Origin of the sequence: Bradyrhizobium sp. Arg237L (genome assembly GCF_029990105.1) — a bacterium.
GTDB lineage: Bacteria > Pseudomonadota > Alphaproteobacteria > Rhizobiales > Xanthobacteraceae > Bradyrhizobium.
In genome coordinates, this window is sequence record NZ_JAQMIL010000068.1 from 1 (window position 1) to 25,479 (window position 25,479).

30 protein-coding genes and 3 pseudogenes are annotated in these 25,479 nt (G+C 61.9%); 20 read left to right on the plus strand and 13 right to left on the minus strand.

Annotated elements, in window-relative coordinates; genetic code table 11:
* Nucleotides 1-15 precede the first annotated feature (15 nt).
* From OZ411_RS32270 to OZ411_RS32280, 3 genes are all read right to left on the minus strand, one after another.
* Nucleotides 16-510, minus strand: a complete 495-nt coding sequence (locus OZ411_RS32270) for a hypothetical protein (protein ID WP_282531184.1) — start codon at nt 508-510, stop codon at nt 16-18.
* Nucleotides 511-848: 338 nt separating this feature from the next.
* Nucleotides 849-1,376, minus strand: coding sequence for a DUF2867 domain-containing protein (locus tag OZ411_RS32275; RefSeq protein ID WP_282531185.1), 528 nt, complete (start codon nt 1,374-1,376; stop codon nt 849-851).
* Between the two features lie 209 nt (nt 1,377-1,585).
* Complete coding sequence (locus tag OZ411_RS32280; RefSeq protein WP_282531186.1) at nt 1,586-2,203, minus strand: glutathione S-transferase family protein; 618 nt, start codon at nt 2,201-2,203, stop codon at nt 1,586-1,588.
* Between the two features lie 1,038 nt (nt 2,204-3,241).
* Between OZ411_RS32280 and OZ411_RS32285 the strand changes: the two genes are divergently transcribed.
* Nucleotides 3,242-3,481 carry a hypothetical protein gene (locus OZ411_RS32285; RefSeq protein WP_282531187.1) on the plus strand — a complete coding sequence of 80 codons (240 nt, stop codon included), beginning with the start codon at nt 3,242-3,244 and terminating at the stop codon, nt 3,479-3,481.
* A 169-nt stretch (nt 3,482-3,650) separates the two neighbouring features.
* The gene (locus tag OZ411_RS32290) at nt 3,651-4,106 is read left to right on the plus strand and encodes a hypothetical protein (protein ID WP_282531188.1); all 456 of its coding nucleotides are present in this window, start codon (nt 3,651-3,653) and stop codon (nt 4,104-4,106) included.
* A gap of 509 nt (nt 4,107-4,615) precedes the next feature.
* On the opposite strand, the gene OZ411_RS32295 is transcribed toward OZ411_RS32290, so the two are convergent.
* From OZ411_RS32295 to OZ411_RS32310, 4 genes are read right to left on the minus strand one after another with little or no spacing between them, the layout of a single operon-like run.
* The gene (locus OZ411_RS32295; RefSeq protein ID WP_282531189.1) at nt 4,616-4,894 is read right to left on the minus strand and encodes a hypothetical protein; all 279 of its coding nucleotides are present in this window, start codon (nt 4,892-4,894) and stop codon (nt 4,616-4,618) included.
* Nucleotides 4,879-5,376, minus strand: coding sequence for a UvrD-helicase domain-containing protein (locus OZ411_RS32300; protein ID WP_282531190.1), 498 nt, complete (start codon nt 5,374-5,376; stop codon nt 4,879-4,881). Before OZ411_RS32300 ends, OZ411_RS32295 begins: the two co-directional genes overlap by 16 nt.
* Nucleotides 5,373-5,717: a hypothetical protein gene (locus OZ411_RS32305; RefSeq protein WP_282531191.1), complete on the minus strand. Its 345-nt coding sequence runs from the start codon at nt 5,715-5,717 to the stop codon at nt 5,373-5,375. Before OZ411_RS32305 ends, OZ411_RS32300 begins: the two co-directional genes overlap by 4 nt.
* Complete coding sequence (locus OZ411_RS32310; RefSeq protein WP_282531192.1) at nt 5,714-6,898, minus strand: PD-(D/E)XK nuclease family protein; 1,185 nt, start codon at nt 6,896-6,898, stop codon at nt 5,714-5,716. The genes OZ411_RS32305 and OZ411_RS32310 overlap by 4 nt, the downstream gene beginning before the upstream one ends.
* A 490-nt stretch (nt 6,899-7,388) precedes the next feature.
* Here OZ411_RS32310 and OZ411_RS32315 point away from each other — a divergent pair, with 490 nt between their 5' ends.
* Both OZ411_RS32315 and OZ411_RS32320 read left to right on the plus strand, forming a co-directional pair.
* Nucleotides 7,389-8,216, plus strand: coding sequence for a hypothetical protein (locus OZ411_RS32315; RefSeq protein ID WP_282531193.1), 828 nt, complete (start codon nt 7,389-7,391; stop codon nt 8,214-8,216).
* Between the two features lie 444 nt (nt 8,217-8,660).
* The gene (locus OZ411_RS32320) at nt 8,661-8,933 is read left to right on the plus strand and encodes a hypothetical protein (RefSeq protein ID WP_130579961.1); all 273 of its coding nucleotides are present in this window, start codon (nt 8,661-8,663) and stop codon (nt 8,931-8,933) included.
* A 136-nt stretch (nt 8,934-9,069) separates the two neighbouring features.
* Here the strand turns inward: OZ411_RS32320 and OZ411_RS32325 are convergent.
* The 4 genes and pseudogenes from OZ411_RS32325 to OZ411_RS32340 all read right to left on the minus strand — a co-directional run.
* Nucleotides 9,070-9,333 (minus strand): annotated as a pseudogene (locus OZ411_RS32325) (SOS response-associated peptidase); the annotation flags it as partial.
* A 351-nt stretch (nt 9,334-9,684) separates the two neighbouring features.
* Nucleotides 9,685-9,903, minus strand: coding sequence for a Na+/H+ antiporter NhaA (locus OZ411_RS32330; protein WP_245476344.1), 219 nt, complete (start codon nt 9,901-9,903; stop codon nt 9,685-9,687).
* 40 nt (nt 9,904-9,943) lie between these two features.
* A pseudogene (locus OZ411_RS32335) lies at nt 9,944-10,213 on the minus strand (thioredoxin domain-containing protein); the annotation flags it as partial.
* Nucleotides 10,201-10,707, minus strand: a complete 507-nt coding sequence (locus OZ411_RS32340; protein ID WP_130579960.1) for a HAMP domain-containing histidine kinase — start codon at nt 10,705-10,707, stop codon at nt 10,201-10,203. The pseudogene OZ411_RS32335 and the gene OZ411_RS32340, both read right to left, overlap by 13 nt.
* Before the next feature lie 420 nt (nt 10,708-11,127).
* Here OZ411_RS32340 and OZ411_RS32345 point away from each other — a divergent pair, with 420 nt between their 5' ends.
* The 9 genes from OZ411_RS32345 to OZ411_RS32385 all read left to right on the plus strand — a co-directional run bounded on the left by OZ411_RS32345 (nt 11,128) and on the right by OZ411_RS32385 (nt 18,697).
* Complete coding sequence (locus OZ411_RS32345; RefSeq protein ID WP_130579959.1) at nt 11,128-11,733, plus strand: sulfite oxidase-like oxidoreductase; 606 nt, start codon at nt 11,128-11,130, stop codon at nt 11,731-11,733.
* The gene (locus OZ411_RS32350; RefSeq protein WP_282531194.1) at nt 11,726-12,472 is read left to right on the plus strand and encodes a ferredoxin reductase; all 747 of its coding nucleotides are present in this window, start codon (nt 11,726-11,728) and stop codon (nt 12,470-12,472) included. Before OZ411_RS32345 ends, OZ411_RS32350 begins: the two co-directional genes overlap by 8 nt.
* A gap of 104 nt (nt 12,473-12,576) precedes the next feature.
* On the plus strand, nt 12,577-12,708 hold the full coding sequence (locus OZ411_RS32355) for a hypothetical protein (RefSeq protein WP_282531195.1): 132 nt from the start codon (nt 12,577-12,579) through the stop codon (nt 12,706-12,708).
* Between the two features lie 15 nt (nt 12,709-12,723).
* Complete coding sequence (locus OZ411_RS32360; protein WP_282531196.1) at nt 12,724-13,410, plus strand: antibiotic biosynthesis monooxygenase; 687 nt, start codon at nt 12,724-12,726, stop codon at nt 13,408-13,410.
* A 417-nt stretch (nt 13,411-13,827) separates the two neighbouring features.
* Nucleotides 13,828-14,763 (plus strand): LysR family transcriptional regulator, encoded by a 936-nt coding sequence (locus OZ411_RS32365; protein WP_130579969.1) that lies wholly within the window; start codon nt 13,828-13,830, stop codon nt 14,761-14,763.
* Entirely contained in the window at nt 14,760-15,497 is a 738-nt protein-coding gene (locus tag OZ411_RS32370; protein WP_130579956.1) for a peroxiredoxin-like family protein, read from the plus strand. The genes OZ411_RS32365 and OZ411_RS32370 overlap by 4 nt, the downstream gene beginning before the upstream one ends.
* A 508-nt stretch (nt 15,498-16,005) precedes the next feature.
* A complete protein-coding gene (locus OZ411_RS32375) occupies nt 16,006-16,581 on the plus strand; it encodes a cytochrome P460 family protein (RefSeq protein WP_282531197.1) in 576 nt (191 codons plus the stop codon).
* Between the two features lie 165 nt (nt 16,582-16,746).
* A complete protein-coding gene (locus OZ411_RS32380; RefSeq protein WP_282531198.1) occupies nt 16,747-17,292 on the plus strand; it encodes a DUF1993 family protein in 546 nt (181 codons plus the stop codon).
* Between the two features lie 61 nt (nt 17,293-17,353).
* Entirely contained in the window at nt 17,354-18,697 is a 1,344-nt protein-coding gene (locus OZ411_RS32385) for an MFS transporter (protein WP_282531199.1), read from the plus strand.
* Here OZ411_RS32385 and OZ411_RS32390 read toward each other — a convergent pair.
* Entirely contained in the window at nt 18,694-20,157 is a 1,464-nt protein-coding gene (locus OZ411_RS32390) for an MFS transporter (protein WP_282531200.1), read from the minus strand. The two genes, OZ411_RS32385 and OZ411_RS32390, sit on opposite strands and share 4 nt — an antisense overlap.
* A 33-nt stretch (nt 20,158-20,190) precedes the next feature.
* Nucleotides 20,191-20,667 carry a redoxin domain-containing protein gene (locus tag OZ411_RS32395; protein ID WP_130578679.1) on the minus strand — a complete coding sequence of 159 codons (477 nt, stop codon included), beginning with the start codon at nt 20,665-20,667 and terminating at the stop codon, nt 20,191-20,193.
* A gap of 360 nt (nt 20,668-21,027) precedes the next feature.
* Here OZ411_RS32395 and OZ411_RS32400 point away from each other — a divergent pair, with 360 nt between their 5' ends.
* From OZ411_RS32400 to OZ411_RS32430, 7 genes and pseudogenes are all read left to right on the plus strand, one after another.
* On the plus strand, nt 21,028-21,432 hold the full coding sequence (locus OZ411_RS32400; protein ID WP_130578680.1) for a DUF4440 domain-containing protein: 405 nt from the start codon (nt 21,028-21,030) through the stop codon (nt 21,430-21,432).
* 101 nt (nt 21,433-21,533) lie between these two features.
* The gene (locus OZ411_RS32405) at nt 21,534-21,725 is read left to right on the plus strand and encodes a hypothetical protein (RefSeq protein ID WP_207234456.1); all 192 of its coding nucleotides are present in this window, start codon (nt 21,534-21,536) and stop codon (nt 21,723-21,725) included.
* Nucleotides 21,725-21,991: a hypothetical protein gene (locus tag OZ411_RS32410; protein ID WP_282531201.1), complete on the plus strand. Its 267-nt coding sequence runs from the start codon at nt 21,725-21,727 to the stop codon at nt 21,989-21,991. The genes OZ411_RS32405 and OZ411_RS32410 overlap by 1 nt, the downstream gene beginning before the upstream one ends.
* A gap of 335 nt (nt 21,992-22,326) precedes the next feature.
* Complete coding sequence (locus OZ411_RS32415) at nt 22,327-23,244, plus strand: NADP-dependent oxidoreductase (RefSeq protein WP_282531202.1); 918 nt, start codon at nt 22,327-22,329, stop codon at nt 23,242-23,244.
* Nucleotides 23,244-23,513, plus strand: a pseudogene (locus OZ411_RS32420) (hypothetical protein); the annotation flags it as partial. The gene OZ411_RS32415 and the pseudogene OZ411_RS32420, both read left to right, overlap by 1 nt.
* A gap of 17 nt (nt 23,514-23,530) precedes the next feature.
* Nucleotides 23,531-24,136, plus strand: a complete 606-nt coding sequence (locus tag OZ411_RS32425) for an MFS transporter (RefSeq protein WP_165421101.1) — start codon at nt 23,531-23,533, stop codon at nt 24,134-24,136.
* Nucleotides 24,137-25,048: 912 nt separating this feature from the next.
* Nucleotides 25,049-25,468, plus strand: a complete 420-nt coding sequence (locus OZ411_RS32430) for a cupin domain-containing protein (protein ID WP_130578704.1) — start codon at nt 25,049-25,051, stop codon at nt 25,466-25,468.
* The last annotated feature ends 11 nt before the right edge of the window (nt 25,469-25,479 follow it).

Consider the following 25,479-nt stretch of genomic DNA (forward strand, 5'->3'; position numbering starts at 1 on the left):
TAACGGATATCACATTTACGGCGACCCGTTCAAAGAGCAACGATCTTCGAGCTGAACATCGGGACGCTGGACGGTCGCCCGGTTGACGAGGATATTGGCGGGTTTGATGTCCTTCTGGACGAGGTCGCGGCGGTGGACCTGGGTAAGTGCCGCCGCGATGGCGACGGCGAGGCGCAAGAAGCTTCTCACTTCCATCGGTGCTCCAACGAGCCGGTCGAGTGGCTCGCCGCCGGGATCCTCGAGCACCAGCATGGTCCGACCGCCTTCGCAGATGAGCTCGAGCGGTTTCGCGGCCCAAGCCCCATCCAGTTCGTCCTTCAAACCACATTCGTGCGCGAGGCGATTGAGGGTGGCAGGTGTCGGATGCTCCCTAGTGGGAAACACGGTCAGCACGGCGGAGCGATGAGGGGTGGCGGGGTTCACGCCACTGCAGAAGACGTGTTCGCCGTCCTCCCACAAGACCTGGAAGTTGGCATGCCCATATGTGCCGAACAGACTGGAGGGATTCAACCGCCGGCCTCCGCCATCGCGCCGGCCGCACTCGGGTTGGGAAGGTCCTGCGACACTCAACCGCCCGCTTGGCCAGACCGAGCTTGAACAGGAAGTTTAGCACACAAGGAGGCACGCGATAGCAGCTTTTGGCCCTTCGCGACATATTGCACCGCCGCGCGATCTCGGTCGCTAACAAAGCATAGCGGAAGTTGATGGGAAGCCGTCTATTGCAGAGGACGACGCTCTTGACCCTGAGCAGAAGTCGCAAACCTCACCAATCGGCGCGGGTATTTCAGCCGCTTGTGCCTGACCCTAAACAGAAGTCAGCAAGGCCGTTACCTTTGTGAAATAGTATCTCAGTCGCACGATATGCGTTCTACTGGCGCCCAGCGGCAAAGGCACTCGCCATTAATTTGCGCAAAACCAAATTTGTGGAAAGGAGTGATGAAGGACAGGTAGTACCACCCGAAGCGATTGTGAACCATGCACAGCGTAGACACGACGACGCTTGGGCCGTTGCCATTGCGAACCTTCATGATCGACACCCGGAAATCCATATGCTTGTTGTCCCGTCCCGCAATCAATTCGTCCGGCCCCAGGAAGAAAATCGGCCAAGGGCCAATCTTCTGTCCCACGATATAACGATCGTTCTTTTGGATGTTCAGAATTTCCGAGGTAGTCGACGTCTCAAGGCTGGCGAAGCCTGCAACGTTGTTCCGCGCAACCAGTAACAGGTTCATCCAGACCGGCCGGTGGGCAAAGATCGCAAAGAAGATTTCAATGATGCCCGCTTCGGGGCGGCGCAGTGGTGCGCGGTATGCGTCACTAAAATCCGCGCGTTCGATCAGAGTCTTGCCTAGGGCGCTCTCGGAAGGCACGTGCACTCGACGACACTCATCCTGGTCTCGGAGTAATATGACGTTGCACCGCGGACGTTTGCAGGTGGACTAATGCCCTCGCCTGCGCGGAAGAGCTGGAAAGAACAAACGCGGTAACCACGGCAAAAATCGAACGCAACGCGTACCTTCCTTCCCCCTGCCGAGCGGCGTTGGGCGGGCGAGCGCATGGGGCGCCCGCAATGGCCGCGACAATTCTATTCTCGTAATTTGCGAGCCGCCTGCGCCGCCGGTCTATTGAGGCTCGCAGCCAGCCAAGCATCAAGTCTTGGGTAGGACGTGAGGTCCAACTCTAGACGGGCGAGAACGCACAGCACGCACGCAACCATAAAATCGGCCATGTTCCATGTGCCACCGCCGAAAAACTGAGTTTCGACGAGTTGATCCTCAAGTATCGCGAGTTTTGCGCGCAGGGTTTCTTCTGCCTGAACGGCCAAGGACTCGTTCCGCTGCTCCGGTGGAAAGAAGATCCGATTTCTGAACAGCGTTATCAGCGGCGGTTCGACCTCGGTGGTCGCAAAGAATGTCCACTGAAGCATCCGTCCGCGACCTTGCGGCTTCGACGGATATAGGGAGTTCTTGTAGGTCTCGGCGAGATAGAGGTTAATCGCCGCGGTCTCCCACATGACAAAGCCGCCGTCATCAATAGCGGGTACAAGTCCGTTCGGGTTCAGCGCGAGATACCAGGGTTCCTTGCATTGGGCGTTTGGCACGCTGAACGTTACAGGAATGAGTTCGTAGGGAATGCCGATCTCGTTTGCGAGCCAGATGACGCAAAACGCACGGGAGTGAGGCGCTCCATAAATCTTGAGCATGCGATTTTCCCTTCGGGATAGGACCGATCCGCAAACTGAAAGGATACCTTGCGCCATCCGGGGCGACAACCGCCATGCAGGCGCGCACCATCACAGGCGGTGTGTATCGGATCTACCAGCCTGATCGGTCTGCGAAGCATTTCACGAGCTTGGCCCGTACCGAGGTAGATGTGCCGCGTGACGTCGGTGAGCCTCAAAACCATAACAATCGCGAAGCCGATACCGATCCACGGCAGTCAGCCTATCGCACTATTGAATCACGTTGAAATAGCTCACTCGTGAACGAAGGCCAAGATGAGGACCATCAAGGAGATTGCACCAACAACGTTGGGAATGACCCCAAGCTTTCGCCGACGGTCTTCTCATCCCCTACCATTGCTATCTCCAGCAGCATTCAGCAACCCGAGGTATATCGGTGATGGCGTCCGATGGAAATGGGATATGTGCAACTAACGGTCGTGATGGTGTGCGCTCGATGCTGACACGGTTCGCACCGAGGTTGCGGTGATGCGTGAAACGCCGGCGCGAGGGCCGGGGATGGCGAGCGCCTTAAACCTTCGTATCGTATCCGTTACCCGTTTAGATGCCCGACGGTTACCTACGTTCAATTGAGCTGTTGATCGAGATCATCTTAGATAGGGGTATGCGGTAGCGACCCCTAGCTCCCCTCACGACCCGCTATCGCTGCCCCCTTTGGGGCGTTTCCTCCCTGGACTTGGGCCGCTTGTGGCAACGCAGGCGGCCTTTCTTTTTGTGTGCACCCCTTGGGATTCAACTGACGTCTAGTCGACTTATACCCATTCACTAGCCGGAGCGTACCTCAGTACGGTCACTTCATACCCGCGCGCAATGGCGTCAACCAAGTGCTCGGTGCTACCTAATGAATGCGGAGTGAAAGGCAACGGAACCGGCCACGAGCAGGCAGTTGCAGGACAAGGTCGGCGGCGTAGCGCCCGCCGGCCTTTCCCTTGATCGAGCCGCGCGTTGCCGCTCCAGAAATTAGTGTCTACTGCCACAGTTGGCTGCGGAGAGTACGCCATGAAAAACATCGCCGATCTCCTAATGCGGTTTTGGCAAGGGAGCCAGCCCGCGTCCAACACTCAGGTTGCGGCTATGGCCGGCAATCGGGATCGATCCAGCATGGCCGATTTTGTCCGCATCCTTCAGGCCTACGATCAAGACCAGTACGGCAGGAGTTGGGGGCGACCGCGTCCCAATCGGCTTCTTGGATCCCTTGGTGAGCGTGAGGAAATGGGTGACCGCGCGACCCCGGTGTGAAGGTATTTGCAATTTTTCATGTCGCTCAATTATGTACCATTTGGTACACAAAGGCGGTGCGCGATGTGGCGAATGTCGCGGATCGAGACTGCGATCTTCGTCGCGGCGGTCGTCGTCATGGTCGCGCTGGCGGTGTGGTTGGCCTGTAGAAGGATCGAGAGAGGTGACGATGACAGATCGATCAGACGGCCCGGCCTATTTGGCGCTGCCACAGAGTGCGCGCGGGGTGCTCGCTGCAATCGAGCAGGCGATCGGCGCCGGCGAGAGCGCGAGCGTGTCCTACCTCTCCTTCATGCTGGATCACCGCATCACGCAGAAGGTGGTGTCGTCAGCGTTGCCGATGCTCGTCAATCTTGGCCTGATCGAGATCGAGACGGGTCCGCGCGGCGGCAACGTATTCCGGTTATCGAACCGCTGGCGCGGCATTGACGAGGCCGAAGCCAAAGAACTGGCGCGCGAGGTGAAGCCGCATCGCGCGTTCGAGAAGGGGCCGGAGGTGAGCCGGGAACGAGTGGCCAAGTTGGCCACTCTGAAGCTGCCGACGCCCATGACGGGCGAGCGGCGGAGGTACAGACGGCAGGTGCCGTCGCTGCCAACGATGCCGTGGCAGGATGACGGGCTATAGCGCAAGCCTCGCGATCTCAATGCCTTGCCCGCTTTCATCGGCTTGCCGGCGAAACGCCAAGAACTTAATCCCGGCCATCACCTCGTCAGCGAGGACGCGACTGTCGGCGAGCACGGGGCAGGCATCTCAGAACTTCGTGATTGGAGTTGCTTCCGTGCAATCCAGAAAAAGTGTCCACCACCTCGGACTTAGATCCCTTGGGGAGAATGTACCAGTTTAGAAAGGATCAGCATCATGGTCTACGCTATCGAAGTCTGCACGAGGCGGGACGGCTTGTTGGTGAAGTACGGAAAGGACGCTGGTGGCGACCTGAACGGACCGTCCAGTTGCGTCTGGATGGTACCGGGGACTTGGAGCGAATGATCGTAACGCGTCCGAAATTGGACAGTTTCCGGGCGCGACCTCGCAACGCGCGCAAGTCCCAATTTTGGAGTCGAAAAACCAACGCTCGGTCAAGGAATAAAAGCACCGAATTTTGTGATTTTCCCGGCGTTACCAGTTAGCGCGTCTCACTTGCCCTGCTGCTTGAGCGCCCACAACCGATAGGCTTCGCCCTCGTAAGGGTCATCACCTGTCGGCGGCGGTATCAGCTTTGCGCCTTCGGTGCGGAAATGATCGAGATCGCGGCCCAGTTTGCGGCCTGCCAGCGTATGCTGGTCGTTGGCCCAGTCGGGGATTGTCGGAACGAAGTTCTCCAGCATCGATCGAAGGCCGATGGCTGCGCCGAAATGGCAGCCAGCGCGCGATTTCGGCGACCTGCACATCATGCGGATTACGTTGCCAACCATATGAGCCGGGCTTCACCGATCGACTTGCTGTAGCGCTCCTTGGACTGTGCGAAGGCGACGAACGGGACGACCCATGGCGCGGCCAGGGTGTCGAAATCTTCATGGCAGATGATTTCTAGCCGGTTGCAGACCATGGCGTGGAAGGCTTTGGACGTGTGCATGAGTTCGCACGCGAACTCCATGGCTTCCCGCTCCATGCTGCGCCTGATCGCCTTTTGCATCGCTGAGACGCAAGCCATCGCGGGAAGGGAGAGGATGCAGTCGAGATTCGACGCGATGCGCTGACGCAGTTCGCCGGCCGCGAGTTCTGTGAATGTGATGGCTGCGATGGATTTTGGATCTACGCCAGCCGCGAGCAGCATCACCACGCGGCCCGCGAGAAGGGACGTCTTGCCGGTGCCCGCGGCTGCCTCAACCAACAGACAGGAGTCCAGGTCGGTCAAAGCCCGCAGACGTTCGGCGTCGTCCACCATGGCCGTCATGGTACGCTCCAGAAGCGGGCGATACTTTCACTCGCCTTGTTGTAGGCTATGAGCTTGCGCCTCTCATAGCCGGGCGATGCCGGAAGCGCCAATCGCAGCTCGTTGGATTTGTCGAACGACAGCCGACCCGGCACCGCAGAGCCACGTCGGAGCATTGCAACGGCTACGTTGATGAAGGCTGCGATCTGTTCGATTGCCGCATCGAGATCGTGAAGCCTTAGAACCAGAGGCTCGCCCCGGAGATAAAGAAGCCTGGCGACGATCTGCGGATCTTCCTGCAGCAACTGCCGGCAAGCGAGGCCATACAGCGCCCGCTGAAGCTCGGCCCCGCCGTTGATCACGATGCGGTTGGCATTCCTGGGAGCTTCGCTTGTCTTGTTAGGCGGGCGGCGGAATGATCCATTCGCAGGTCCAGGCGATCGATAGTGCCGCGCAGCTTTACGGGCGTGCCCGGTACGGCAACGGGAATCCTCGGGTCCCAAGGCAATTTCCGGTCGATTGCGAAGTCCTCGGATTGACCAAACGGAACCTCGGTCCAACTGCGCGTTGCAGTTTCCGTGATTTCCTTGCGCAATAGCCCTACTAGGGCAAGGGAAGCCGCGAAATCGAGTGTGTTGTTCCACAGCAGGGTTGGAGGCACGTGCCCCTCGAGCGGCCAGCTCTCGCGGACAACTTGGGCGGCCTCTTTCAGTGCGTCCTCGATCTCTCGGTCCGACGCGCGCGCATAACCAGGCTGTTGCTCAAGCAAGTTGACCGAACGCCGTAGGAGCTCATGCACCAGCTTGCCGAACTCGGTAGGCGCCATCGTGAGCGGCTGTTCCCGATCCTGGGGCGCCATCCAACCAAGTCCGTAGCGCCAGACGAAGCCGAGTGGATCCCGCAGCAATCTCTGCAAGGATGTCGGGGACTGCACGCGTTCGATCGCCCTCAGGACAACTGGATGATCCGCCTCGAACTGGCCGTCATTTCGCGTCAGCGATCCGAGATGCCAATTGCGCCAACACAGATCAGCTGACGCGATTCGATTGATCTTGGCGGCGTCCCTCGGACGGGCCATGAGCCGGTCCACCTCATTCCAGGCGTGCTCTGGGACGCGGGCTCTCGACAGCGAGATTTCGGCGCGATCCTGGAGGAGGGGGCTTCGTCCCAGTCGGCTACCTTGCGCGCTTCGGCGGCTGCGCGACAGGACGACCTCGCCGGACGCCGCTTCGAGGATGACCCGGAAATGTCTGCGGTCGGCCTTGGCGACTGGATCGACATCGAGCTCGTCCGCCGGCAGGACATGGTCAGGTAGAATGGCATCGCCGCCGGCCCGTCGAGGCCAATTCCGGTTCGTGAGTCCCAGCAGACGGACGTGGGTGCGCGGCGCGGCCGCTAGATCCTGTGCCGAACACCAGACGATCGAATCGGCGGCGTCGTTTTCGGACTCGAACCGCGCATTCTGCAAAGAAAGCTCGATGGCCTCGGGCGGCGCGGTCCACAAAGCCGCTTCCCAAAGCTGCAGTGCGCGTCCGCGCAGCAATTGCTGGCCGGCTCCCTCGCAGCCGAAATTCCGCTTGTGAGCAGCTCGACCAGTGGCAGGACAGCCTGCACTCGTGCGCGAAACTGCTCGATACATCCCCGGAAGGTGTCTTACCGCATCGAGTTCGACGAAGCCGCCCTCGGCTAATGCGTGCTGCACGCCAAGGTCGAGTACCTCCGTCGCAAGTGGCGCGGTAAACCCACCCGCAAGCCTTGCAGCGAGCTGCGGCAGTGTCAGGATTTGCAGCCCGCATTCGTTTGCGCGCGCCGCTGCCGCACGTCGCCCTTGAAAGGCAAGGTGGCTCCCAATTACAGAGGTCCGTATTTCGAGCATATCATCAGCGACGTTGTTACCGGACCCATGTCATTAAACGCCGAAAACGCTTGCGAGACTTCGGCAAATCCCACGGGCGGCTATCACGGCGGGCTGTCTCTGTCGGAAACCTGATCCGGCTGGTATGTGAGGCCGAATTGCGCAATGCTTCTGTCTCATGAGCGAAGCCTACAGCCTGGTCTGGTCCGTGCTGGTCTTATTGTTCCGGTCGCGGGTTTCGTTGCAAGCTGAGATCCTGATCCTTCGTCATCAACTTAACATCCAGCGACGGCATGTGCCGAAAAGACTGGCCCTCAGTGCCATGGATCGCCTGGTCTTTGTTGGGCTGTATCGGTTGGTGCCAAATACCATCAAGGCGTTGACGATTGTGAAGCCGGATACCGTCATCCGTTGGCACCGTGCCGGTTTCAGATCGTATTGGCGGTGGAAATCGCGGCATCGTAGCGGGCGACCAGCTGTAGCGTTGGAAATTCGCCGACTGATCCGCGAGATGAGCATCGCCAACCCGTTATGGGGAGCGCCGCGAATCCATGGAGAACTTCTCAAACTCGGCGTCGAGATCGGGCAGACCAGCGTCGCCAAGTATATGGCGCGGAGGAGGGGCCCTCCCTCGCAGGGATGGAAGACGTTCCTTCGCAACCATGCTGAGGGCATTGTCGCAATGGACCTCTTCGTCGTGCCGACAATCTCGTTCCGACTGCTCTATGGCTTGCTGATCATGGGCCATGGCCGGCGGCAGATCCTGCGGTTTGGGGTGACCGCGCACCCGACGGCCGAATGGATCGCGAATCAGCTCACTGAAGCCTGTGGCTGGGAGCAAATCCCTCGTTACTTGATCAGGGACCGCGATCGAGCTTATGGCGAGATCTTTGTCCGCCGGGTCCGGTCGATCGGCATTCGAGACCGCCCGACGTTCTTTCCGCTCACCTTGGCAAAACGCCTGTGCAGAACGGTTGATCGGTTCAATCCGGAGGGAATGCATTGATCATGTCGTCGTCTTCGGCGAACGCCATCTCCGCCATGTCCTGCTGTCGTACCAAGATTACTACAACGCCACGCGCACTCATTTGGCATTGAACAAGGATGCCCCGGTCCCTCGCGGCGTCGAATGGGCCGGGAATATCGCCTGCCGCCCAATCCTGGGCGGCCTGCACCGTCAATATGGCCGGATGTGATTTACGGTAGGCACAGGTCAAAGACTTCGTCAGAGACGGGTGCGGCGGGGTCGATTCGGAAGTCAGGTGCTTCAGTAGCCTGCCTAAGAACGGATGCGTAATCGATTCCTATTTCATTGTGCTCGGGAAACGCGCTAAATTGAAACAACCACGCATCTGCCATCGGATCGGAGTTGTCCCAAACAATCCGGTGGAATCCATGCTCACGCGCACCGGTCCAGTCCCGCCGCTTACTCCCAGTAAATGAGCGCGTTTTGAACATCGAGAAGATAGGATCGCCCTTGCCCAAACTGACGATCAACGAACAACTCGTGTTGCAAAAATGGGTTTATCAGATGCGGATATTCATCACGGAGGGCCTGCAATTCCGGCGCGCCACCAAGAGGGACGATGTGATCGGCCCGGAAAACATCAATCAGTCGCTTGGCATTTTCGGGGTGATCCGCAAATACAATCGGATTGTGCCGTCCTCCTCAAAGCGCATTGGTCAATTTGACAGCACGGCGGATCGCATCGCGATCTGTTGAGTGAACCGCCCATGCAATTCGCATCGGTCGACAGCAAACGTTGACCCTACAAGTTTCCATTCTGGACCCCCTAAACACGGCGTATGCGGGTGCCGTCGATTTTTTCAGCGTGTTGTCGTCGATAATGCTACAGGCATCACGCCGCTGTTTTGTCTTCCTTGTCCTCGCCCCGCATCACGATCTTAAGCGCATCGTCAGGCAACGGTCGCTGTAACGCCTTCGCTTCATCCCACGGTGCGCGCATCCAAACATTTCGCTCTTCATCAGTCGTCAGGATCACCGGCATGGCTTTGGGATGGATCGGCGTGACAACTGCATTCGGCGCTGTGGTGAGAAAGCCGTAGACCAGATGCGGTCCTGGTATCGGCTTCGATTTTGTGCCCCGGTCGCCTTTGAAGGTCCGACCGATCAGCTCGTTTGCCCTGGCTGACACTGCCTCTAGTGTGCCGGCTCCCGCGCCCTCGGCGGCTTGGCAGTAGGATCTCGTGGCATGAGGGCCGCTGGAGCGCCTGCGCGAGGCGCTGAAAGGCTTTCGAAACGCCCTGAGCTGTTTGGAGCCTGACGCCTGGTACGACTCAGCGGCCTTCTAAATGGATGGTTCTATGGTACCGTATCCACCGCCGTCCAATGGGGCGCCTTCACGCCTGTATTGTGGAACAGGCGCATCGTCTCGCCGTCAGCAACTGCTATTGTCGTACCGGCAGGTAAAATCATCGAAAGCCCTCCGTTCACGATCCGCATAAACACCGGGCTATGACACTTGCATGCCAGCGCTCTGCGGCGCGTCTTCGATCAGCTCCTGGCGCGAAGCTCCCCAGAGCAGGGCAGTCCCAACGACGGCCGAAAGAATCGACGCGGCGAACACGGCGATCTTGGCGGCTGAGAAGTCGGTGGCGCTTGGAAACGCCTGCCCGGTGATGAAGAGCGAGATCGTGAAACCGATGCCAGCGAGAGCTCCTGCCCCGGCCAACTGCCGCCACGTGTACTCCGCCGGCTTGCGCCGACCAGAACGCCTCGGGTGTCTGGGCAAGCTCAGCGAGCTCGGCGGCCCGAAACGCAAGGCTGATGTCCGTGAGTGGCCTGTGCCGGAAGGCGTAGCAGACGCGGTCGCCGAGTTGGTCGCGTGCTTGCGCGATGGGCTCGTTGGCAGCCCTGCAGTGCGGACACGCGTAGCTGCCGTACTCGACGAGCGTCATCTCGGCATCGGTCGGGCCGAGCACGTGGTCCGTCTCGTGGTCGACCGGACGGTCGAGGCCGCCGGGCGGGATCATGAGCTCCATCGCTGAGACTCGGCGCGTGGTCGCGCAGCGTCGAGAAACTGACGGCTGAGCAACGCTGCTTGCGTGATCGCGTGCTGCATCTTGCTGACGATGGCCTTTCGGTATGCGGCGTCGCTCTGGCACTCGAGCAACCGCAGGCCGCTGCCGATCACAGCGAGAAGGTTGTTGATGTCGTGGACCACGAACTGCGCCACGTCCCCGATCGCCCCCGCCCCCTCCGGCCCGCGGGAGGAGAACACGCCGCGCGTGTCGGACCATGGGGCGGTCCGGCACAGGATCCCGGAGATCTCGCCGCGACGCCCGACGAGCGGAATCTCCACGCACCTCGACGCGATGAGGCCGCTGCCGTCATCGCAGACGCTCCGCACCTTCGCACCGAATGCGCGCTGTACTCCAAGCGCGACGCCGCTGTCCGCGAGCACGACGACATCCTCCGGCGGAGGGCTCTCGACCACGCCCGGGAAGGTAACGTGGGGTGTCTCTTTGATCCGCATGTCGGACCTCCTGGCTTGCGATCGTTCAACGGAACGCCGACTTCGGCCCGTACACGAGGGGGGCGACTGCAGCTCGAAGATTGAGTCTATGACGGTCTAAAGGAAAATCACCTCTCGCCATGGAGTCGATAGCCGACCGTTATCGGGAATGGCTGAGAGACGCTTGGCACCGCTGCGGAGGGAGTGCGGCGCTTCGGTCTGCGAGCACTCGCCCGAGCGGAACTCTCGGCGACCGCGAAGAGATGTTCACGTGCCTACGGCCATCATAACGCGCGGCTATCGACTTCATGGCGTGACGTCATTTCCCATTCGCCGAGCGGAATTCCATGCTTCGCCGGTACCTTGCTCATCTGGCGCACAGCAGCTTAGCGTGTTGTGCGGGACTAAGCTCCTTTCACCCGCCGACGGAGGAAATCCGCTATGGTCACTCGCGGTTTCACAGGCCGCCAATCCGGATCAGAACTATCGGACCGGATTCCCCCGGGACAGCACCTCGTCGACAATTTCCCGGTGCTTACGGCCGGCCCCACGCCGCGAATCGAGCCCGCGGACCGGACTTTCACGCTCAAGGTCGGACCTCGTCCGGTCAAAGCGTGGAGCTGGTCGGAGTTCAACGCGCTCCCACGAACCAAGATGACGCGAGACATCCACTGCGTGACCTCGTGGTCGAAGCTCAACACCGCCTGGGAGGGCGTAGCCGTCGACGACATCCTCGCCGACGCTGGCCTTACCGCACCCACTCCGTTTGCACTCGCACATTGCTACGATGGATACTCCACCAACGTGCCGCTCGCCGACCTCGCAATGGGGAAGGCGATGGTCGCGCTCAAGTACGAAGGCCAGCCGCTGCCGCGCGACCATGGGGGGCCGGCGCGCCTGCTCGTTCCGCATCTCTACTTCTGGAAGTCGGCGAAGTGGGTGAACGGGCTTCAGTTCACGGAGCGCGACGAGGCCGGCTTCTGGGAGCTGCGCGGGTACCACATGTACGGCGATCCGTGGAAAGAGCAGCGATACACGAATGACTGAAGCGATTGCCGCAACCGCGCGATGGCAGAGCTGTGCGATTGTCGAGGTCGCGACGAGAACGTCGGCTATCAAGAGCTTCTTTCTCCGCCTCTCCGAACCGTTCGACTATACGGCCGGACAGCACGTCGACGTGCGGCTGACTGCGCCCAACGGCTACACTGCCATGCGCAGCTACTCGATCGCCTCGGCCCCGAGCGATTCCAAGGTGATCGAGCTGGCGATCGAGCGCCTCCCGGACGGTGAGGTCTCCCCGTTCTTCCACGACGTCGCCCAAGTAGGCGACACGATCGAGCTTCGCGGGCCGCTTGGCGGACACTTTCTCTGGCCGGGGCCTTCCAACAAACCAGTGCTCTTGATCGGCGCCGGCTCCGGCGTCGTGCCGCTCATGGCGATGATCCGGTATCGGAAAGCCAGCGGAGAGCCAGTGCCTGTCGCGCTGTTGCTCTCCTCCAGGACCTGGGGTGACGTGCTGTTCACGGACGAGCTCCTCGAGCTGGAGAGGTCGCTTCCCGACTTCGTGCTCGCCTTGGCTCTGACACGCGAGCCGGCGATGCGCCGCACCGACTTCAGCAGGCGGATCGACGGCAGGATGGTCGCTAGCGTCGCGGGGCGGCTGCCTGTGTCCCCCGGCTGCGCCTTCGTGTGCGGGTCGAACGCCTTCGTCGACATCGCGGCGGACGCCGCGCTCGCTTTGGGACTGGAAGCCGGGGCGATCAAGACCGAGCGCTACGGCGCTTGAGAGACGATCCCTCTCGCTTCGCGAGAGGATAATTTTCGCAAACGCCAGATTATCCGTGCGGCCTGCGGCGATCACGGTCGCGCTGAATGCAAGGATACGCAACAGTGAACGAAACGGGAGCCACGCGGATGCTGTCCAAGACGATCGATCGATGGCTCGAAGGTCTTCTGCTGCGAAGGCGGCGCGCATGGCTGGGGCACTCCGACATCGAGACCGACTTCGCTGCAGCACTCTAGAAGCGGGATACGACCATGTTTTCAGTGATTTTCGAAGTCCTCCCCGATAAAGAGAACTGGGATGACTACCTCGACAACGCCAAGATGCTGCGCCCCGAGCTGGAGCAGGTCGAAGGCTTCGTCGACAACATCCGCTACAAGAGCCTGACCCGCGAGGGCTGGATCCTTTCGCTTTCGAACTGGCGGGACGAGAAGTCGCTTGTCCGCTGGCGCACCCGCATGCGCCACCATGAGGTCCAGCAGAAGGGCCGCGACGAAATCCTCGCGGACTACCATCTCCGCGTAGGCGAGATCACTGCCGACAATCAGGTGCCCGCTGGGTACGCCCTCACGGGGCAGCGGCTCGATGAGACCGAAGTCGGGGAGGGAACGACGGTCATGCTGATCAACGCGACGCGCCCCGCGGAGTGGAAGCAGACCAACAACCCGTACGAGTGCGCCGAGTGGCTCGGACTGAACCCTTGGGCCGCCGACTGCACGTCTTGGGACATCTTCGACGCCGTGCTCACGCCCGGCGACCTGATTCTGCTCATATCCTGGAAGGACGCCGCTGCGGCGCAGGCCTACGAAGATGCTTCCGCGCCGCTCGACAAGGCGAGGGTCCGGAGAGTGCGGATTGTGCGCGACTACGGGAAATACGACCGTCGCGAGGCGCCTCAATACTACGCAGATGCCAAGGGCGGCGAGACCCTCCACGCCTGACACCGCTCCGTCCGGAAGAGCCAGCCAAATCGTGGTCCCCGCCAGTGGATGGCGCCAACCCGCCTAGCGTAGGTTCTCAGGATCATGGCTCGCCCAGACGTGTTGGCGGTTGACGAATTGTCGTTGGGGCTTGCTCCGCTTGTTGTCCAACGATTGATCTCAGCGCTGACGATCGTGTTTCGGCATCGCGCACACCCGGCGCGGCGGCCCGTCTGGTTCTCGCCCACCTCACAGTGCACTGGCCCGGCTCTCAGAAGTTCCGGAAAGCGTGTCCGTGCGTCCAAATCAATCGACCGAGCCGTTCCAACGTGTGCCCACAAGTAGCATCTACGCCCTCATGATTGCGACGTGCCCGTCACGTCGTCGAGTGCAAAGGCTCGTCAGTATCGACGGCCGCACCTTGACGGAGAACAACCCATGGAGCTTCATCAAGTTCGCTACTTCCTCGCCGTCGCGTCCACGCTCAACTTCACCCGCGCGGCCGAGCAGTGCAATGTCACGCAGCCCGCCCTGACCAAGGGGGTGCAGAAGCTCGAGCAGGAACTCGGCGGACAGTTGATCTACCGCGAACGCCAGCTGACGCAGCTCACCGATCTTGGAAAGGAAGTCCTTCCGATGCTGGAGCGCACACTGGCCTCGGCAGAGGCGGTGCGTCGCCGAGCCCAGGAGTTCCAACGCAAGGACGTCGCGCCACTGAAAATCGGCCTCGCCCCATCCATCTCGGCGTCGCTCGTCCTCGATCCGATCGCAGAGATCGCAAAGTTTGTCCCTGGACTTCACGTCGAGCTGCGCGAGGGCGCGGCGGAGAAGCTCGTCGACCTCTTGCTCGAGGGGGAGATCGGCGCCGCAATGGTCGGGGACGTGCAGGACATACCTGCTCGCATCGACGACTGGTCGCTGTTCGAGGAGCACTACGTCGCGGTTCTCGCGCGGACACACCAGCTCGCAAACCGTCCCTCGATCGGCATCGACGACCTCCGTGAGACCATCTTGCTGGAACGCGCCGACTGCGACGTCGCCCCGAAGATCCTGCAATCGTATTTCCCCGAGAAACCGCCCCAACGCGGTCACTGCAGCGGTCACGACTTGCACCTGCAGCACATGGCCGCCGCTGGCTTCGGCGTGATACTCGCGCCCGAGCACATGCCGCGCCTTCCGACGCTCAAGACCATTCCGCTCGAAGGCTGCCCGGTTTCGCGCGAGGTGCGGCTGCTGGCTGTGCAAGGGCGTCGCTACTCGCCGGCGCTGGACGCTTTCGTCAAGGTCGCGCGGCTTCGCGACTGGTCGGTCGAAGTCCCCGACCGGGGCGTGCCGCACGCAGCGGTCCCGGAAGTGGCGAGGGCGCCCGCATGACCAGGACACGCACGCCGGCGGCCAGCCGTTTCCAGCCAATCGATCCTCAGCCTGATAACTCCCCGCCGATGCCAAACCAGACCGACAAGACACTCGCCCGGGTTCGCACTGAGCTGTTCACGACGTTCAGCGCCGCGGACTGGGAGTCATACAACCACCTCGTGGGCTGGCTCCGCGATACAGACGTGGCATCGCACGCGTTGAAGGTCGGAGACGACGCGCCCGACTTCCTCCTGCCGGATGCCGACGGCCGTCTCCACTCCTCGGAACAGCTGCGCCGCAACGGACCACTCGTCCTGAGCTTCTTCCGAGGCGGCTGGTGTCCGTTCTGCAGCGCTGAGCTCTGCGCCCTCCAGGCCGCGAAGGATGAGTTCGAGAGCGTCGGCGCGACCCTCGCAGTCGTGACACCCGAGACGAGGGACTTCCCGCGGCAGCTCAAGCGAGGCCTGGGCTTGGACCTGAAGGTGCTCTCCGACGTCGACTACGGCGTTGCCATGTCGTATGGCGTGCTGTTCCGCGTGCCCGACGAGACCAAAGCGCACTATTCCAGGCTAGGCTTCGACTTCGGCGCCCGGCACGGGTCACCGGTGTGGATGTTGCCCATTCCCGCGACCTACGTGATCGACGCAGAAGGCCGGATCCGCAGCGCGTTCGTCGAGCCCGACTTCACGATACGGGAGGAGCCCGCGCAAATCTTGGTCTCGCTGCGCCAGGCCGCTTCCACGTCCTACTGAGGAAGGCAGAAGGTGGAGAGCGACATCCGGGACAATCCGGCGATGAGCCGGTTTGAAATGCCCCTCTACGACAGCGCGCGCTCGCAGTCGCCCACTACAAGGTCGAAGACGGTCGCGTCGTCCTGCTCCACACGGAGGTGCCACAAGAGCTATCCGGCCTAGGGTATGGATCGAGGCTGGCGCATGGCGTTTTCGAAGCGTTGCGACGCGACGGGAGAAGAGTGATCGCGAAGTGCCCCCTTCATGTCCTCCTATGCCGCCCGGCACCCGGAGTACGCCGCACTCCTCGACGGCTGATCGCCGACAGACGGGACGCCGGCGCGCACGGCGCTTTTGGACGACGATACCTCACGCCTATCGAATGCATGTCCAAAGGGAATTTCCGATTTCGTCGGCTGTATCCGATCCTCTGGTCCGCTGGACCGGCCGAGCACGCGCGGCCGGCCCGACATTGATTGAAGCCATTGCGCCGAGCCGCCGTGCCGCGCGCGGGCAGCAGGAAACCCCTATGAAATTATCGAGGACTGTCGGACTAGCCGTCGCCGTCTCGCTGGTCGCCGGCACCGTGGCGGCGCTCGCTCAGATCAGCGGAGCGGCTCCGGCCGACCCGACCGCGAACGTGGTGGACGCCGCCGGGCACCTGCGCGTACCGGCAGACTATCGAACCCTCTACCAAGCGCTCGGGAACTGGGCAATTGCCGCCGACAGCGGCCAAGGCTCGAAGGAAATGCACGCCGTCTACGCATCTGCGGGGGCAATCGACGCCTACCGGAAGACAGGGCACTTCCCGGACGGCGCCGTTCTGGTGAAAGAGGTCTTCGAGACCTCGACGAACGAGATAACCACCGGCACGGTGAGCCACGCCGACAAGCTCAAGGGTTGGTTCGTCATGGTGAGAGACAGTAAGGGAACGCACCCCGGCAACCCGTTGTGGGGCGACGGGTGGGGATGGTCGTGGTTCGACGCGGACAAGCCGCTCAAGACCACCTCGACGGACTACCATTCCGATTGCCAGGGGTGCCACGTGCCGGCCCAGGCCACGGACTGGATTTATGTGAATGGATATCCCGTCCTGCGTCACTAGGCGACCGTATGCGTGGGCGCTCTTCTCTTGCCGCAGTTTCGCGGAGGTAATGTCGAATCCCGCAAGCTGGTGCGGCAATCTGGAAGATTGAAGAGCCTGTTGTGACCATTCGTTTCGGCTATCGGCCTTGCGGGTCCGATCGACGTTCAGAGTACAAACGAGCGCATGGAGTTCGACGTGTCCTTCTCGGTCTATGACATCACGGTCCCTGTCATGGTGCACGGACTGAACGTGATGGACGACTATCTCGATCACGCTCAAGCACTCGAGCGGATCAGGGGGATTGAGCTTGGGAGGATCCTTGGCGAGCGGCTCGCGACCGACATGCTGACTTTCGCAGAACAGTTTTCCGTGAGCTGCAACAAGGTCTACGCACACATGGCGAAGCTGATGCAGCGCGACGCGCCAGCACCCCACAACACCCCCATGATGTACCCTGCATTGAAGGGCCGGCTCCTCGAGACGCGCGACTTCTTGCAAAACGTGCGGCCGGACGAGATTGCCGGCGCGCGGTCCCACACATACGAGCTGACGCCGCCTATCGTGCGCGGGTGGTTCGGCGGCGACGATTACATCCGGCACCTGGTGCTGCCCAACTTCTTCTTCCACATCTCGATTGCGCACGCGATTCTTCGGCACTTCGGAGCGAAGATCGGGAAGCGCGACTACCTCGGCAACCTCAGCCAGCAGAGCGGCGGTGACTACTCGTGAGAGGCGGGCGCGGTGCGCGGCACGGGCCCCGCCCAAAGTTCGCGCCGGAGATTGCATCCTGATGGGCGGCGTCGAATGTTTAGCGGCGTCGAAGCGCCGCTGGGTAATGCTCTGCATCTTGCTTGGACTTGGTCTAAGTTCCCTCGGAAGCGCGATCGTGAATATCGCGTTGCCGAATGTCTCGCGTTCATTCGCAAGTAGTGACGCAGCGACCGTTTGGGTCGTGAACGCCTATCAGCTTTCGGCAACGGTCTGCTTGTTGCCCGTTGCAAGTCTGGCCGAATCACTCGGTCTGAAGCGTGTTTATGCCGCCGGCCTAGCTATTTTTGTTCTCGCGTCGTTGGGTTGCGCCTTCGCTCCAACATTGCCGATGCTGGTGAGTGCGCGCTTGATTCAGGGTGCTGGAGCGGCCGGCGTTGCTGTGGCCGGCGTTGCATTTGTACGCGTGATTTATCCGCACCGCATGGTCAGCAAGGGCCTCGCGTTGGTCGCATTAGCAGTGGCGATACCTGGAGCATTGGGTCCTACCATCGCGGCGACAATACTTGCCGTGGCAAAATGGCCCTGGTTGTTTCTGGTGAATGTGCCATTCGGCCTCGCGGTACCGCAATTCATTGCCGCTGCTCCATCAGACGTTCGGGTTGCTCGCCCTTTCGACCTGACCGGGACCGCTCTCAATGCGTTAGCGTTCGGACTTTTCGTCGTCGGTGTCGGCACGCTGGGTATTGGCGATGGGCGTATTGCGATGGGAGAGATCGTTGCAGGTCTTGTCTGTTTTAGACTCTTCGTTCGACAACAGCGCCAGCACCCTGTGCCAATGTTACCATTCGATCTTTTCCGTATACCTCTGTTTACCCTATCGGTGTGGACATCTGTCTGCTCCTATGCAGCACAAATTCTAGCTTACGTCTCCTTGCCGTTCTTATTTGAGACGGGGATGCATCTTTCGGCCGTGGAGACAGGTTTTCTCTTGACGCCCTGGCCGTTCATGACTGCCGTCACGGCCCCAATCGCCGGTCGCTTGACAATCCGCTATCCTGCCTCGGTGATTTGCAGCATTGGTTTGGCGTTGTTGGCGGCCGGTTTGGTTCTGATGGTCTTCTTGCCGACAACTCCGGCGAAGTGGGATGTCGTATGGCGGCTGGCCCTTTGCGGTATCGGCTTTGGCCTTTTCCAGACCCCGAACAACACTGCGATGATGACGGCTGGACCCATAGGGCGTAGCGGGGCTGCGAGTGGGATGAATGCCGCGGCGCGCTACGTCGGATGGTCACTTGGTTCCGCCTTGGTCTCACTGATCTTGGGCCTGGGCGGAGATCATGGCGCGGTCTTTTGTTTGGTCGCCGGAATGGCCTTCGCTCTGATGGGAGCCGCTACCAGCAGCGCTCGTCGGTTCAGATTCTAAGTCCCTCCCGAGCCGCCCGCTTTCGCCGCGGCCGGCGTCGGGGTTATTGCAGCTGTAAAGGCGCCGCCGATCGAGGCCGCAGCGGCTACGGCAAGACCGACTTCGTAGCCGGACGCGAAAGACGCGACGCCGGCGGCCAGTGCTACCCCGGCAAGCTGTGCAATCCGGCTCGCCGCATTGTTGATGCCGGAGGCGAGCCCTTCGTCGGCCTGATCCACACTCGACATGACCGACGCAGTGAGCGGCGCCACGAGCACAGCGAAGGACAGGCCCAGCAGGGTCATGGGTCCGATCACGCCGAGCATCAGGGATTCGTCCCGGCCGAGCGCCATCAAGATATACGCGAGTGCCGCACCTGCCGGACCCGCGACGAGCATGGCCCGTGCGCCAATCTTGTCCGCCAACCCGCCGAAGAAATTCGACAAGAGTCCCACGCCGAGCGTGAAGGGCAGGAATGCCAGCCCGGCATCGGTCGACGACAGGGCGCGGCGATCGACGAGGTCAAAGGGTAGCAGAAAGAACATGATCGAAACCCCCGCATAGACCATCAGGGTGGCGACGTTCAGCCCGAGGAAGGCGCGGTTCTCCACCAGGCGAGGTGGCGTCATCGGGTGTTCGCCTCTGAGCTCCCAGAACGCGTAGACGGCGAGCCCGACAATGCCAAGCCCGGCGACGATTGTGAGCACCGTGCCCGGCGGGGCTGGAGTGTCCGCAGCGGCCTGAGCTTCACTAGGGCCGATTTGGCTGAGCGCCCAGGTGAGCGCTCCGATCGCCGAAGCGAGGATCGCGGCGCCAATCACGTCGAACCCGCGCTGGATGCGGCCATCTTTCGGCGCGAAGACCAGCAGGACTCCCACTGCGACGAGCGCGAGCGGCGGGTTGATCCAGAACACGGATGGCGAGCCAAACGTCTCGGTCAGCCAGCCGCCCAGGACAGGACCTCCGGCGGTGGTGAGAGCCGATGCCGCGGCCCATACGCCGATCGCCCGGTTTCGCTCCGCGCGCGGATAGGTGGCCCCGATCAGGGCGAGGCTGGCGGGGGTGACGATCGCTGCGGCCGCTCCCTGCGCGACGCGGGCAGCGATCAGCCAGGCGGGCGAAGGCGCCAGCGCGCAAGCTGCGGACGCCAGACCGAACAGGACGCAACCGAGCCCGAGCATGCGCGCCTTGCCATAAACATCGGCGAGCGCGCCGCCGATCAATGTCAGCGAGGCGAGCGCCAGCATATACCCGTTGAGAACCCATTGAACGGAGGCGAGGTCCGCTCCGAAATCAGCGCGCAGTCTCGGTAACGCAACGGGCAGCGCTGTCCCATCGATGAACGCCATCGAGGACGCGAGCACACAGGCCGTGAGGACCATGCGCCGGCACTGAGGCGACGCTTCCCGCCCGAGCTCTCGCGGGCAGGGTGCTGCATCGATAACGCCGCGGCTGCACGGCTCCACAAGTGGCTGTGCCATTCATCGACCTCCCCGCTAGTCTGCCGCTGGTCTTCAGTTCTTTGCCAAAGATTTGAGGTGGCGGACAAATCCGAGCACATCGTCGGGCATCAGACGGCCGATCGCGCGGGTCGAATACACGGCCGTCACCTCCCGGCCTTCGGGATTGAGGACGAAGCCGGTTGCCTGGAGACAGACGGGATCGTCATTGACGAAGGCGCCGGTGACTGCGGAAACCGCTCGCGCGTTGGCGCCGTAAGCGATCGGGAAATTGAGCTTGTGCTTTTCGACGAGCATCTCCGACTTTTCCCGATCGTCTACCGATACAGAGACGACCTTGACGCCTTCCCCAGCGAATTTGTCCGCCGCTCTCGCAAAAGCGGCAAGCTGGGCATTGCAGTACGGACACCAGGAACCCCGGTGGAATAGGACCACACCGAACCAACCGGCGAGATCGGCAGGCAAATGGATTTCGCCGCCACCGACGCGAGCAAAGGTAAGAGAGGGAAAGACATCGTTATTCTGCAGCATCACAATTGCGCTCCTTGTTTGAAATGTCTAGCGCTCAAAGCGCCGAATGATCCTTCACCGCTTCTGACAGAAAAACGTCTTACACCATGGCGGTCGAACCCCCGGCGAGGGAAATCACGTCTCGCCATAGAGTCGATAGACGATCGTTATTGCCGCTCGCCGCGCGGCGTGACGCGTCGCGGCCTGCACAACTTGCCTTGATTTACGAATGGCGGAGAGGACCGTCGGGGCACAATTCCCGGCCGCTATGAAAACTATACGCACCGGCTATTGGAAAAATTCGTCCGGCACTGCGATCAATAACTGCGACATTCGTAAATGTTACCGAATGGCGCCCAGCAGAAAACAGGAGACCCCCTGATGTCCGAGAGATTTCCACTCCCAACTGAACCCGAAGGCGTTATCCCGTCTCTGCTCAAGCGATTTAACTCCGGAAAGATCGAGGCAATGATGGCCTTGTACGCCCCGGAGGCGGTATTCGTCGCGAACGACGGGCGAACCATCACTGATCGCGCCGAGTTCACGGCCATACTCGAGCACGATATCAAGCTCGGCCTTCCGCTGAAGGCAAATGTGCGCCATGTGTTCGTCGGCGGCGACACCGCCCAGATTGTGCTGGACTGGTCAATTGACGGAACAGGTCCTGACGGCAAGATCGTGCACATGCACGGCACAGCGAGCGACATCATGCGGCGCGGCGCGGATGGGTTCTGGCGGTACATTATCGACAATAATCAAGGCACGGCGGTGCGACATCCCGCCTGACGTATGTGCGCCACGGCGGCTCTCAGCGATGGAGCCGCTCTTCAGACTGGCGTCGACGATCACCGCGATACCGTGGTGGCGTAGCTGCTTGGCTGCGCCCAATGCCCGAGTGTATCAGGATCGTCGAGCTATGGACCGTGCAGGCCGACAGCACTAACTCGCCGCGCCATGACCGTCTCGAGGCCCTTGTCCATCAACTCGACGCCGACAATCGCCCGCGCGACCCCTACGCAAGACAATCAGCGCGGCTGCTCGGTGTCCTCGACGAAAGGTCGCGTGCCGCGACTGGGTGATGGGCGCCGACTACAGCATCGCCGATATTTCGCTGCCCGCAACGGGCAGCGCTGTCCGGTCGATGAACGCCATCGAGGATGCGAGCGCGCAAGTAGCAAGCACCATGCGCCGGTGCGGCTCGCTTCCCGCCGAGTTCTCGCGGGCAGGGCTCTGCATCGATAACACCGCGGCCGCAAGTGTCTACAAACCGCTGCGCCTCGTGGTGACGAGCTCGCCGTCTCGAGTTTGTAGGAGAGGTCATTTGCAGTCTCGTTTTGGGTTGTAGGTGCTTCTGACAGCGGTTTCACATCGTGGTGGTCGAACCCCCGGCGAGGAAAATCACCTCTCGCCATAGAATCGATAGACGATCGCTATTGCCTCACTGCGCGGCGTGATGCCGGCGGGGCCTGCACACTTGCCTTGATTACGAATGGCAGAGAGGACCGTCGCAGCAGTATTCCGCGCTGCTATGGAAACTATACGTGCCGGCTATTGGAAAATTTCGTCTCGCGCTGCGATCAATGGATACCACTGTCGCGGAAGCTACCACATGAGATGTCGAACGGGCTCTTATCGCTGGAACATATCCAGCAAAGAGACAAGTATCCGAGGAGGCAATTCATGAAGGCGATCGTCGTAACGGATCAGGCTGCGGGAACGGCCGGGATGAGGCTCGTGGAGCGGCCCGAGCCGCAGGCGGCGATCAACGACGTCGTCGTTCAGGTTCATGCGTCGGGATTCACCTGGGACGAGCTGACGTGGCCCTCGACCTGGACCGATCGCCTCGGCCGTGACCGGGCGCCGGTGATTCCCGGGCAGGAGCTGGCCGGAGTGGTCACCGCCCTTGGCTACGGCACGAGGGAGCTGTCGGTGGGACAGCGGGTGTTCGGCCTCACGGACTCGTATCGCGGGGGCACCTTGGCCGAGTATGTCGCCGTCGAGGCGCGCAACCTCGCGCCGCTACCGGGTGATGTCGACTTCACGGTGGGCGCGAGCGTGGCGATGCCGGGCCTGACCGCGTGGCAGGGACTGTTCGAGCACGGTCGCCTTCAAGCGGGGCAGAGCGTCCTCGTGCACGGCGCGGCCGGCGCAGTCGGTTCGATAGTGACCCAGCTCGCACGTGAGGCTGGCGCCTACGTCATCGGCACCGGACGCGCCGTCCACCGTCAGACGGCGCTCGACTTCGGCGCGCAGGAGTTCGTCGCCCTCGAGAACGACGCCCTAGAAGACGTCGCCCCGGTAGATCTGGTTTTCGATGTCTTCGGCGCCGACATCGCGAAACGGTCCGCAGGGCTGATCCGAGCTGGAGGAAGGCTGGTGACCATCGCCGGGCCGACCGAGGCGCGGCCCGCCGGCGGCTTGGCGATCGACTTTGTTCTCGCGCCCGATCGCGCCCAACTGGGTGAGATCGTCCAGCGGGTGCGGGACGGACGACTGTGGACGAACATCGGCAACATCGCGACCCTCGACGATGCCGTCGCTGCTTTCAATCCGACCAAGCGGATCAGCGGGAAGACGATCATCCGGGTTCGTCCGTAATGAACTTGGGGAGGCGAGGGATTCTGTCCTCTTCGTGGGTCAACGTCGCCTTTTGGATCGTCTCGATCGTCGTTGCCTTTGCAATCTGGCTGGTCTCCTGGGTCATTAACGTCGACACAAAGCCGCACCGGATCGACATCTTGGCGGACGAAAGCCACGACCCGGCCTTTCTCGCGCTCAACCCCAACGGCAACATTCCCGCAATCTACGACCCCGACGGGCCGAGCGGCACGCCGCTCGCGCTGTTCGAATCGGGCGCGATCCTCCTCACCTGAGGGATTGCGTCGTGAGCAGCGCGTCCCTGATCCTGACCGACCGCGGCCTGGCGCTCTCCGAGCCTAAGGCCGTCGGCGCGCAGGGCAGCACCAAGGTGCTCGCCGCGTCGAGCCTGGGCGGCTGCCTCGTGTTCGTCAGCAGCGCCGTCGTCACGGTCGCGCTCGCGGCGATTGGACGAGACATGCGCCTGTCGCCGCTCGACCTGCAGTGGGTGATGAACGCCGAGCTCCTGCCGCTCGCGGCCCTGACCTTGGTCGCCGGCGCCTTGGGTGACCGGTTCGGACAGAAGCGGATCTTCCTCGGGGGGATCGCTCTCTACGGTCTGGGCGCGGCCGCGATTGGTTTCGCGCCGAGTTTCGCGCCGCTCATCGTCGGCCGCTTCCTGCAAGGCTTGGGCGAAGCCGTGATCCTGCCCAACGGCCTTTCCGTGCTTGGGCAGGCTTTTCCCGCCGACAAGAAAGCCCGTGCGGTCGGCATCTGGTCCGCCGCCGCGGCTGTCGCCAGCGGCGTCGCGCCCGCGATCGCCGGTGCGATCCTCGATCACGGGTCCTGGCGGACGACCTTTCTGATGCTCCTGCCCGTGGTCGCCGGCGCGCTGGCCGTCGGCGCCGTGTGAATACCCAATGACTCCCCGACCAGCCACGCCCGGGTCGACGTCGGTGGCGCGGTCCTTTCGACAGTCGGGCTCAGCGGGCTGGGCGCGGGGCTGACCAACCTGACCAACGGTTCCGGTCCGAACCTTTGGGTGCTCGTCACCTTGATCGTCGGTCTGGGCGGCTTAGCCGGCCTCATCGTGAGCCAACGGCGATTAGGCGACAACGCGATGCTGCCGTCCCTCTTCGCCTCGCGGTCGGTCGTTGGCGCAAACCTTTTCACCGCGCTCCTCTACGGGCCATTCACGGTCGTGCTAACCTTGATCCCGTTCGTGATGATCCGGGGCGCGCACCGGCCGACGCTGGTGGCGGGCCTGGCCTTCATTCCCCTGCAAGTGCTGATTACGGTCGTCTCGCGGCTCGCCGGTATGCTCTGCCGGCGGTTCGGCCGGCGCTTGCCATTGTTCGCCGGCGGCGCAGTCGTCGCCTCGGGATGCACCATGGCGCTCCGTATCGGCCCCAACGCGACCTATTGGGCAGACATCTTCCCCAGCATCCTGTTGCTGGCGCTGGGCATGAGCCTGGCGATCGCGCCATTGACGACCCTCGTCCTCACCTCCGTCGAGCCCGGTCGCGCCGGAACCGCGTCTGGCGTCAACAGCGCGGTCTCGCGCCGGGTCACTCTTCGCCATCGCCCTGCTGGGCGGAGTCCTGCAGCAGGGCGGTCCTCAGCTGTTCTCGGGATTCCACGCGGCGATGGCGGTCGCCGCGGTCGCCTGCGTTTTCGCCACGCTCGCGGTGTTCATCATCGAGCCGGGGCCCCACGTCGACTTCATCCCGCGAGACTGACCCGTGCGGTGTCCGTAATCAGCCGGCCCGCGAGGCCGGGAGGAAACAATGAAGAACGAAGACCTATAGATGGAAGGAGAAAGCCCATGAAGATCCGAACCATCATCGCCACCAGCGGCGCGGCCCTCGCCATCTCGATGGCCGGCCCGATCTACGCCCATGATAGCGAAGGACAAACCGTCACGAAAAACTTCGAGGAGGCAATTCCTAATATCCCCGGCAAATCGCTGATCGCCGTGGAAGTCGATTACGCCTCCGACGCAGCCTCCGCGTCCCACACCCACGCGAAGTCGGCTTTCATCTACGACCATGTGATTTCGGGCGCGATCGAGTCGAAGATGAATGACGGCGAGACGCGCATTTATCGGGCAGGCGACAGCTGGTCCGAACCGCCGGGCGCGACCCATTCGATCAGCCGCAACGCGAGCAAGTCAGAGCCGGCAAAGCTGCTCGCTGTCTTCGTCCTCGACACCAATGACAAAGTGCTGACCACGCCCGTCAAATAACCTACTGGCTG

What these genes read in the sequence shown, in the direction of transcription:
- OZ411_RS32430 (WP_130578704.1), top strand. Translation starts at nt 25,049, where the DNA reads ATGAAGATCCGAACCATCATCGCCACCAGCGGCGCGGCCCTCGCCATC.
- OZ411_RS32300 (WP_282531190.1), bottom strand. Translation starts at nt 5,376, where the DNA reads ATGACGGCCATGGTGGACGACGCCGAACGTCTGCGGGCTTTGACCGAC.
- OZ411_RS32370 (WP_130579956.1), top strand. Translation starts at nt 14,760, where the DNA reads ATGACCAGGACACGCACGCCGGCGGCCAGCCGTTTCCAGCCAATCGAT.
- OZ411_RS32290 (WP_282531188.1), top strand. Translation starts at nt 3,651, where the DNA reads ATGACAGATCGATCAGACGGCCCGGCCTATTTGGCGCTGCCACAGAGT.
- OZ411_RS32390 (WP_282531200.1), bottom strand. Translation starts at nt 20,157, where the DNA reads ATGGCACAGCCACTTGTGGAGCCGTGCAGCCGCGGCGTTATCGATGCA.
- OZ411_RS32350 (WP_282531194.1), top strand. Translation starts at nt 11,726, where the DNA reads ATGACTGAAGCGATTGCCGCAACCGCGCGATGGCAGAGCTGTGCGATT.
- OZ411_RS32345 (WP_130579959.1), top strand. Translation starts at nt 11,128, where the DNA reads ATGGTCACTCGCGGTTTCACAGGCCGCCAATCCGGATCAGAACTATCG.
- OZ411_RS32340 (WP_130579960.1), bottom strand. Translation starts at nt 10,707, where the DNA reads ATGCGGATCAAAGAGACACCCCACGTTACCTTCCCGGGCGTGGTCGAG.
- OZ411_RS32360 (WP_282531196.1), top strand. Translation starts at nt 12,724, where the DNA reads ATGTTTTCAGTGATTTTCGAAGTCCTCCCCGATAAAGAGAACTGGGAT.
- OZ411_RS32285 (WP_282531187.1), top strand. Translation starts at nt 3,242, where the DNA reads ATGAAAAACATCGCCGATCTCCTAATGCGGTTTTGGCAAGGGAGCCAG.
- OZ411_RS32365 (WP_130579969.1), top strand. Translation starts at nt 13,828, where the DNA reads ATGGAGCTTCATCAAGTTCGCTACTTCCTCGCCGTCGCGTCCACGCTC.
- OZ411_RS32315 (WP_282531193.1), top strand. Translation starts at nt 7,389, where the DNA reads ATGAGCGAAGCCTACAGCCTGGTCTGGTCCGTGCTGGTCTTATTGTTC.
- OZ411_RS32410 (WP_282531201.1), top strand. Translation starts at nt 21,725, where the DNA reads ATGGGCGCCGACTACAGCATCGCCGATATTTCGCTGCCCGCAACGGGC.
- OZ411_RS32415 (WP_282531202.1), top strand. Translation starts at nt 22,327, where the DNA reads ATGAAGGCGATCGTCGTAACGGATCAGGCTGCGGGAACGGCCGGGATG.
- OZ411_RS32380 (WP_282531198.1), top strand. Translation starts at nt 16,747, where the DNA reads ATGGAGTTCGACGTGTCCTTCTCGGTCTATGACATCACGGTCCCTGTC.
- OZ411_RS32375 (WP_282531197.1), top strand. Translation starts at nt 16,006, where the DNA reads ATGAAATTATCGAGGACTGTCGGACTAGCCGTCGCCGTCTCGCTGGTC.
- OZ411_RS32295 (WP_282531189.1), bottom strand. Translation starts at nt 4,894, where the DNA reads ATGGTTGGCAACGTAATCCGCATGATGTGCAGGTCGCCGAAATCGCGC.
- OZ411_RS32280 (WP_282531186.1), bottom strand. Translation starts at nt 2,203, where the DNA reads ATGCTCAAGATTTATGGAGCGCCTCACTCCCGTGCGTTTTGCGTCATC.
- OZ411_RS32385 (WP_282531199.1), top strand. Translation starts at nt 17,354, where the DNA reads ATGGGCGGCGTCGAATGTTTAGCGGCGTCGAAGCGCCGCTGGGTAATG.
- OZ411_RS32395 (WP_130578679.1), bottom strand. Translation starts at nt 20,667, where the DNA reads ATGCTGCAGAATAACGATGTCTTTCCCTCTCTTACCTTTGCTCGCGTC.
- OZ411_RS32400 (WP_130578680.1), top strand. Translation starts at nt 21,028, where the DNA reads ATGTCCGAGAGATTTCCACTCCCAACTGAACCCGAAGGCGTTATCCCG.
- OZ411_RS32405 (WP_207234456.1), top strand. Translation starts at nt 21,534, where the DNA reads ATGCCCGAGTGTATCAGGATCGTCGAGCTATGGACCGTGCAGGCCGAC.